At 42.9% G+C, this 7,969-nt stretch carries 6 protein-coding genes and 11 tRNA genes; all 17 read left to right on the top strand.

Annotated elements, in window-relative coordinates; genetic code table 11:
* Positions 1-57: 57 nt before the first annotated feature.
* The 17 genes from AWH02_RS01230 to AWH02_RS01150 all read left to right on the top strand — a co-directional run bounded on the left by AWH02_RS01230 (position 58) and on the right by AWH02_RS01150 (position 7,968).
* Positions 58-128, top strand: a tRNA-Gly gene (locus AWH02_RS01230).
* A 35-nt stretch (positions 129-163) separates the two neighbouring features.
* Positions 164-237, top strand: a tRNA-Ile gene (locus AWH02_RS01225).
* A 14-nt stretch (positions 238-251) separates the two neighbouring features.
* A tRNA-Glu gene (locus AWH02_RS01220) sits at positions 252-323 on the top strand.
* A gap of 11 nt (positions 324-334) precedes the next feature.
* Positions 335-424, top strand: a tRNA-Ser gene (locus tag AWH02_RS01215).
* Positions 425-443: 19 nt separating this feature from the next.
* Positions 444-517: transfer RNA gene (locus AWH02_RS01210), tRNA-Met, on the top strand.
* A gap of 3 nt (positions 518-520) precedes the next feature.
* Positions 521-593 (top strand) — tRNA-Phe (locus tag AWH02_RS01205).
* Positions 594-610: 17 nt separating this feature from the next.
* A tRNA-Tyr gene (locus tag AWH02_RS01200) sits at positions 611-691 on the top strand.
* Between the two features lie 9 nt (positions 692-700).
* A tRNA-Trp gene (locus tag AWH02_RS01195) sits at positions 701-771 on the top strand.
* 12 nt (positions 772-783) lie between these two features.
* A tRNA-His gene (locus AWH02_RS01190) sits at positions 784-856 on the top strand.
* 13 nt (positions 857-869) lie between these two features.
* A tRNA-Gln gene (locus AWH02_RS01185) sits at positions 870-941 on the top strand.
* 10 nt (positions 942-951) lie between these two features.
* A tRNA-Leu gene (locus AWH02_RS01180) sits at positions 952-1,035 on the top strand.
* 637 nt (positions 1,036-1,672) lie between these two features.
* Complete coding sequence (locus AWH02_RS01175; RefSeq protein WP_060553784.1) at positions 1,673-2,116, top strand: zinc-dependent MarR family transcriptional regulator; 444 nt, start codon at positions 1,673-1,675, stop codon at positions 2,114-2,116.
* Positions 2,113-2,823: a metal ABC transporter ATP-binding protein gene (locus tag AWH02_RS01170; RefSeq protein WP_060553785.1), complete on the top strand. Its 711-nt coding sequence runs from the start codon at positions 2,113-2,115 to the stop codon at positions 2,821-2,823. Before AWH02_RS01175 ends, AWH02_RS01170 begins: the two co-directional genes overlap by 4 nt.
* On the top strand, positions 2,816-3,622 hold the full coding sequence (locus AWH02_RS01165) for a metal ABC transporter permease (protein ID WP_045773402.1): 807 nt from the start codon (positions 2,816-2,818) through the stop codon (positions 3,620-3,622). Before AWH02_RS01170 ends, AWH02_RS01165 begins: the two co-directional genes overlap by 8 nt.
* A gap of 9 nt (positions 3,623-3,631) precedes the next feature.
* A complete protein-coding gene (locus tag AWH02_RS01160; protein WP_060553786.1) occupies positions 3,632-5,134 on the top strand; it encodes a zinc ABC transporter substrate-binding protein AdcA in 1,503 nt (500 codons plus the stop codon).
* Between the two features lie 148 nt (positions 5,135-5,282).
* A complete protein-coding gene (locus AWH02_RS01155) occupies positions 5,283-5,714 on the top strand; it encodes a CopY/TcrY family copper transport repressor (protein ID WP_008810077.1) in 432 nt (143 codons plus the stop codon).
* Between the two features lie 7 nt (positions 5,715-5,721).
* Positions 5,722-7,968: a heavy metal translocating P-type ATPase gene (locus tag AWH02_RS01150; protein WP_081041935.1), complete on the top strand. Its 2,247-nt coding sequence runs from the start codon at positions 5,722-5,724 to the stop codon at positions 7,966-7,968.
* Position 7,969 lies beyond the last annotated feature (1 nt).

Raw genomic sequence — 7,969 nt, 5'->3', positions numbered from 1 at the left:
GCATCTGCCTTACAAGCAGTGGGTCAGCGGTTCGATCCCGTTAACTCCCATATTCAAGCGGGTGTAGTTTAGTGGTAAAACTACAGCCTTCCAAGCTGTTGTCGCGAGTTCGATTCTCGTCACCCGCTTTGAACGAAAGGTTCATACCAAGTTTTTATAACTTGGGCGCGTAGCTCAGGTGGTTAGAGCGCACGCCTGATAAGCGTGAGGTCGGTGGTTCGAGTCCACTCGTGCCCATTTGAATATTTTATGGTCCGTTGGTCAAGGGGTTAAGACACCGCCTTTTCACGGCGGTAACACGGGTTCGAATCCCGTACGGACTATATCATTTCTTGGAGGATTACCCAAGTCCGGCTGAAGGGAACGGTCTTGAAAACCGTCAGGCGTGTAAAAGCGTGCGTGGGTTCGAATCCCACATCCTCCTTTTAGTTGAATAATAGTATCGCGGGATGGAGCAGCTAGGTAGCTCGTCGGGCTCATAACCCGAAGGTCGTAGGTTCAAATCCTGCTCCCGCAATAAGGCTCGGTAGCTCAGTTGGTAGAGCAATGGATTGAAGCTCCATGTGTCGGCGGTTCGATTCCGTCTCGCGCCATTTTACTTATATTTTTTGGAAGGGTAGCGAAGAGGCTAAACGCGGCGGACTGTAAATCCGCTCCTTCGGGTTCGGGGGTTCGAATCCCTCCCCTTCCATAAACCTTTACGGGCATAGTTTAAAGGTAGAACTAAGGTCTCCAAAACCTTCAGTGTGGGTTCAATTCCTACTGCCCGTGTTTGATAATATGGCGGGTGTGGTGAAGTGGTTAACACACCAGATTGTGGCTCTGGCATGCGTGGGTTCGATCCCCATCACTCGCCTATTTATTGATATTGGGGTATAGCCAAGCGGTAAGGCAAGGGACTTTGACTCCCTCGTGCGTTGGTTCGAATCCAGCTACCCCAGTTAAACTTGAGCCGGCGTGGCGGAATTGGCAGACGCGCTGGACTCAAAATCCAGTGTCCTCACGGACGTGCCGGTTCGACCCCGGCCGCCGGTATAGCTTAAGTTTACTGAAGAGACAAGGTTTGTTGACCTTGTCTTTTTTTATTTTGATCTTTTTAACTTTGCATTCTTTTAAATAACTTATACTTTAAAACTTATTTATTTAATCTGTAAATTTTTTATTATTTGGATATATGTGCGAGGGGAAATTTGTAGTTCCATTTATAGAGGCGTGATTTTTTCAAGTTGATTATTTGTTGCTTGATTTAATATTAGTGAATTGTTTGAATCCCTGAGATCATAATTTCTTTTTTAAGAATCATTAGACGATGTTAGTATTTGAAAGATAAGAATGAGTTACTAGAAAGATCCTAGATGCTGAAAAAAGCCTTTTTTTGTGAATAACCAAAAGTTCTAGAAGTGTATTAAATCAACATGCTGCTACTTAGCAAGAATAGAGCTTGAAATCTATTGTCTTCATGGATGTGCCTTCGTTTGTCAGTATAGCTTAAGTTTATTCGAGTTTCTAGCTCTTTTTTACTGTGTTTACTTTGTTGGCTTTGAAGTAAATGATTCGGTTTGTAATAATTTTTTTGATTCTAGTTTGAACTTTTTATTTGCTTCTTTTTTTAATTGTGTTATAATTAACCAGTGAAACATTAACTGGTTAAGTAAAGAGAGGGAGGGAAATCATGTCACAGTTAGCTCATAAGATTGATTCTTTTTTAAATGAGATTATTTTGAAGGCTGAGAATCAGCATGAGATTCTAGTTGGTTCATGTACGAGTAATGTTGCTTTAACGAATACACAAGAACATATTTTGATGTTGTTAGCTGAAGAGATGTTGACCAACTCTGATTTAGCTAAAAAATTAAATGTAAGTCAGGCCGCTGTAACGAAGGCTGTTAAGTCTTTAATCAATCAAGGGATGTTGGAGACTTTCAAAGATAAGAAGGATGCTAGAGTAACTTTTTATCGCTTAACTGAATTAGCACAGCCAATTGCTTATGAACATGAGCATCATCACGCTCATACCTTGGAAACTTATCAAAGTTTACTGGATAGATTTTCTCAAGATGAACAACAAGCAATTGAAAAATTTTTGGAGGCCTTAGTGGGAGAAATTGGGAAATGAGATATATAACAGTGGAAAATTTATCTTTCTACTATGATAAAGAACCTGTTCTAGAGCATATTCATTATTTTTTGGATAGTGGAGAGTTTGTTACGCTGACGGGGGAGAATGGTGCTGCTAAGACGACACTTATCAAGGCTAGTTTGGGAATTTTACGACCTAAGAATGGAGAGGTTAAGATTTCTAAGACAAATACTCAAGGAAAGAAATTACGTATTGCTTATCTACCTCAGCAGATAGCTAGTTTTAATGCTGGTTTTCCTAGTACGGTATATGAATTTGTCAAGTCAGGTCGTTATCCGCGTAAAGGTTGGTTTCGTCGTTTGAATGAGCATGATGAAGAACATATCAAGGCAAGTCTTGAATCTGTAGGGATGTGGGAACATAGGGACAAGCGGCTTGGCTCTCTTTCTGGCGGGCAAAAGCAGAGGGCTGTGATTGCTCGGATGTTTGCTTCAGACCCAGATATATTTGTCCTAGATGAGCCAACAACAGGGATGGATGCAGGCAGTAAAGATGAGTTTTACAAGCTCATGCACCATAGTGCTCATAAGCATGGGAAAGCTGTCTTGATGATTACGCACGATCCGGAGGAAGTTCGTAAGTATGCTGACCGTAATATTCATTTGGTTCGGAATCAGGACTCGCCTTGGCGCTGTTTCAATGTGCATGAAAGCGACAATGGACAGGAGGTGAACCATGCTTAATCTATTTTCCTATGATTTTATGCAACGAGCCTTTTTGGCAGTTATTGCCATGAGTCTCTTCTCGCCGATTCTGGGGACTTTCCTGATTTTACGTCGGCAGAGTCTCATGAGTGATACGCTTAGCCACGTGTCACTAGCAGGTGTTGCTTTTGGCTTGGTTCTTGGTTTGTCGCCAACTTTGACAACGGTGATTGTGGTCATGATTGCAGCAGTCTTTTTAGAGTACTTGCGGACTATTTATAAGAATTTCATGGAAATCGGGACAGCCATTCTCATGTCTACTGGCTTAGCTATTTCCTTAATTGTTATGAGTAAGGGGAAGAGTTCTAGTTCCATGAGTCTAGATCAGTATCTATTTGGCTCCATTGTGACGATTAGTACGGAGCAGGTGATTTCTCTTTTTGTTATTGCCGCTGTGGTACTTGTCTTAACCTTCCTCTTCATTCGGCCTATGTACATCTTGACCTTTGATGAGGATACGGCATTTGTGGATGGGCTGCCGGTGAGAACCATGTCTATTCTCTTTAATATCGTGACGGGAGTTGCAATAGCCCTCATGATTCCGGCTGCGGGAGCTTTGCTGGTTTCGACCATTATGGTCTTGCCGGCCAGTATTGCTCTGCGGATTGGGAAAAACTTTAAATCGGTTATTTTACTAGCAAATATCATCGGTTTCTTTGGTATGATTGCTGGTCTGTATATTTCTTACTATGCAGAGACGCCAGCAAGCGCTAGTATAACAATTATTTTCGTCAGTTTGTTTTTAGTGGTCAATTTGATCAAAAAATTTGTGAAATAGGAGTAGAAAATGAAAAAAATTAGCTTACTATTAGCAGGTCTACTGAGTATTTTCTTAGTCGCTTGTTCTAATCAGAAAAAAGCAGATGGCAAGCTAAATATTGTCACGACTTTTTATCCCGTTTATGAGTTTACCAAGCAGGTGGCTGGAGATGAAGCCAACGTTAATCTTTTAATTGGTGCTGGAACAGAGCCACATGATTATGAACCTTCTGCAAAGGCAGTTGCGACGATTCAGGACGCGGATGCTTTTGTTTATGAAAATGAAAATATGGAGACTTGGGTTCCAGATTTGCTAAAAACATTGAAGAATAAGAAGGAAACTGTAATCAAGGCGACTGGAAAGATGCTCTTACTTCCTGGAGGAGAAGAGGAAGACGACCATGATCATGGTGAAGAGGGACACCATCATGAGTACGATCCTCATGTTTGGCTGTCTCCAAAGCGGGCCATTCAAATGGTGGAGCACATCCGAGATAGCTTGAGCAAAGCTTATCCTGAAAAGAAAGCTGCTTTTGAGAAAAATGCTGCAGCTTATATCAAGAAGCTAGAAGCCTTGGATAAGGAATATGAAACTGGTTTGGCTAATGCCAAGCAAAAGAGCTTTGTTACCCAACACGCTGCCTTTAACTATCTAGCATTGGACTATGGTTTGAAGCAGGTTCCAATTTCTGGACTTTCACCAGACAGTGAACCATCGGCTTCACGCTTGGCTGAATTGACCGAGTACATCAAGAAGAATAAAATCAAGTATATCTACTTTGAAGAAAATGCTTCTCAGGCCTTAGCTTCCACTTTGGCTAAGGAAACAGGAGTAGAATTAGATGTCTTGAATCCACTGGAAAGCTTGACCGAAGAACAGACCAAGGATGGGGCAGACTATATTTCGATCATGCAGGCTAATCTAAAGGATCTTAAGAAAACGACTGATCAAGAGGGAGTAGAGATTGCGGCTGAGAAAGAAGAAGATACTAAGACTGTTCAAAATGGCTACTTTGAAGACAGTGCCGTCAAGGATCGGACCTTGTCTGACTATGCTGGTGAGTGGCAGTCTGTATACCCTTATCTGAAGGATGGTACCTTGGACCAAGTCTTTGACTACAAGGCTAAGCTGACTGGGAAAATGACAGCAGCTGAATACAAGGACTACTATGATAAAGGCTACAAGACAGATGTTTCCAATATCAATATCACAGATAAAACTATGGAATTTGTGGTAGATGGAAAATCCAAGAAATATACTTATAAATACGTTGGTAAGCATACTCTGACTTACTCTAAGGGAAATCGTGGAGTACGATTTATGTTTGAAGCGACAGATAAAGATGCTGGTCAATACAAGTATGTTCAGTTTAGCGACCACAACATTGCACCAACTAAGGCGGCTCATTTCCATATCTTCTATGGCGGTGAGAGTCAGGAAGCACTCTTTGACGAGCTGGAAAACTGGCCAACCTACTATCCAAGTAAATTGACCGGTCAAGAAATTGCCCAAGAGATGTTGACGCATTAATATGGACAAACTTGAGAAGACGGGATTATCCCGCCTTCTTTTTTGTATATCGGAAAATGACGATAAAAATACTTGACAAATTACGATTACAAATGTAAACTAATAAAGTATTGAATTACAAATGTAAATAATAAGGAAGTGTTAAACAATGGAACAGCAAAATATTAGCCAAGCAGAATGGCAAGTTATGCGCGTGTTATGGGCGTATCCGCATAGCCGTAGCACAGAGATTATAGCGCGTTTGGAGGCAGACTTCTCATGGAAGCCGGCAACTATCAAAACACTTTTGAATCGTCTCAAAACCAAAGAATTTATAGCTATGGAAAAAATAGAGGGTAAGTTCTACTATGATGCTCGTATTTTAGAATCAGATCATCTGGAAAGTACTTTGCAGGCTCTCTTTGATAATATCTGTAACACCAAGCATGGAGAGCTTTTAATTTCGATGATTGAGAGAAGTCAGTTCAGCCAAGGAGATTTGCAACTGCTTAGTCAGGCCATTGATAAGAAAAGGGCTTCAGCCCCACTAGAAATTGAATGCCATTGTCCGCAAGGTCAGTGTCGCTGTGGTCGTAGATAAGGAGATTATGATGGAGAAAAAAGAATACAAGCTATCAGGAATGACCTGTGCATCTTGTGCTATGACAGTTGAGATGGCGGTCAAGGATTTAGAAACGGTCGAGGATGTTAATGTCAATCTAGCCACAGAACGTCTCAGTTTAGTCCCTAAGGCGGGATTTGATAGTCAGCAAGTGCTAGATGCGGTAGCTGAGGCCGGTTATCAGGCAGAAGAAAAAGGCATAGCCAAACCGTCTGACGTAAACGAAGAGGCTGTAGCTAGAGTGCAAATTTTACGAAGAAAGAAACAAGAACTACTGATTCTTTTGATTACCGCTTTGCCCTTGCTTTATATCTCTATGGGTAGTATGGTCGGCCTTCCTCAGCCTAGCTTCTTGGACCATATGAAGCATCCCTTGCTCTTCGTCCTTTCTCAACTACTTTTAACGTTGCCTGCTGTGTGGATCGGTCGTGGTTTTTATCAGAGAGGATTTCGTAATCTTATCAAACGACATCCCAATATGGATAGTTTGATTGCGGTGGGAACCAGTGCAGCATTTCTTTATAGCCTCTACTCGGTCAGTCAGGTTTTTCTAGGTCATCATCCCTTTGTCCATCAGCTCTATTTTGAGTCTGTTGCAGTGATTATTACCTTGGTTCTGCTGGGAAAATATCTGGAAAGTTCAGCTAAGGGGAGAACGTCTCAGGCAATTCAGTCTCTGCTTGAGTTAGTGCCTAGTCAGGCGACAGTGATTCGTTATGGTGAGGCTGTGACCATTGATACAGAGGATATCCGAGTTGGAGACATTATCCGTATCAAGCCAGGAGAGCGTATGCCAGTAGATGGCCTTGTGACGGAGGGACAGACCTTTGTGGATGAGTCCATGATGACTGGTGAAAGTGTCCCGATTGAAAAAAAGGTTGGCGATACCATTACCAGTGCAACGATCAATCAAAATGGAAGTATTGATTACCAAGCAACTAGGGTGGGTTCGGATACGACCTTAGCTCAGATTGTTAGATTGGTGGAGGAAGCGCAGGGGTCTAAGGCGCCGATAGCGGCTTTGGCCGATAAGATTTCGCTTTATTTTGTCCCAATAGTGCTGAGCTTGGCTACTTTATCCGCGCTTGGCTGGTATTTTCTAGCTGGTGAGAGCCTTAGCTTTTCCCTGTCAATCTTTATTGCAGTTCTGGTCATTGCCTGCCCTTGTGCGCTGGGATTAGCGACTCCGACAGCTATTATGGTTGGGACTGGTAAAGGGGCTGAAAATGGAATTCTGATTAAGTCTGGACAAGCTTTGGAAGCAGCATATCAACTGGATACTATTGTTCTTGATAAGACGGGGACGATTACGGTTGGTAAACCCAGCCTAACAGATCTGCTGCCCTTGTGTGATTTGAATCGGCCCGACTTGTTGCAGCTAATAGCTAGTGCTGAGCAGCATTCTGAGCATCCTTTGGCTCAGGCTATCTTGGAAGCGGCTGAAGAGGAGGAGCTTAACTTACTGCCAGTCAGCCATTTTGAGGCTATAGTTGGACGAGGCTTAGCAGCTCAGGTCGAGGGCAGACGGCTTCTGGTGGGAAATGAGTCTTTGATGAAAGAAAATAACATTGACAGCAGTGCCTTTCAAGAACAGTTGTTGGAGCTATCCCAGAAAGGGAAGACAGCCATGTTTGTCGCAATAGATGGACAGCTGGTAGGTATTTTAGCGGTAGCAGATGAGATGAAGTCCAGCAGTCTGAAGGCGGTGCAAGAGCTCCAGTCTATGGGGCTAGAAGTCATCATGCTGACAGGGGATCGTGAGGAAACAGCGAAAGCTATTGCCCAGAAAGCTGGCATCCAAAAAGTTATCGCAGGTGTATTGCCGGATGGTAAGGCCACTGCTATCAAGGACTTGCAGGAAGCTGATAAAAAACTGGCCATGGTCGGAGACGGTATCAATGATGCGCCAGCTCTGGTTCAGGCAGATGTAGGAATTGCCATCGGATCAGGCGCTGATGTAGCTATCGAATCAGCAGATGTAGTGCTCATGCATAGTGATCTGCAAGATGTGGTCAAGGCCATCAAGCTTAGCCAGGCGACCATTCGTAATATCAAGGAAAATCTTTTCTGGGCCTTTGCTTATAATACACTAGGCATCCCGATTGCTATGGGTCTGCTGCATCTTTTCGGCGGTCCCTTGCTCAATCCTATGTTGGCTGGCCTAGCCATGAGCTTGAGCTCAGTATCGGTTGTCGTCAATGCTCTACGTCTAGGACGCTTTAAAATGAACTAAA

The sequence above is a fragment of the Streptococcus gordonii genome, assembly GCF_001553855.1.
GTDB classification, from domain to species: Bacteria; Bacillota; Bacilli; order Lactobacillales; family Streptococcaceae; genus Streptococcus; species Streptococcus gordonii.
The sequence above is the reverse complement of the archived record's forward strand: the minus strand, read 5'-3'. Positions and strand labels throughout refer to the sequence as shown.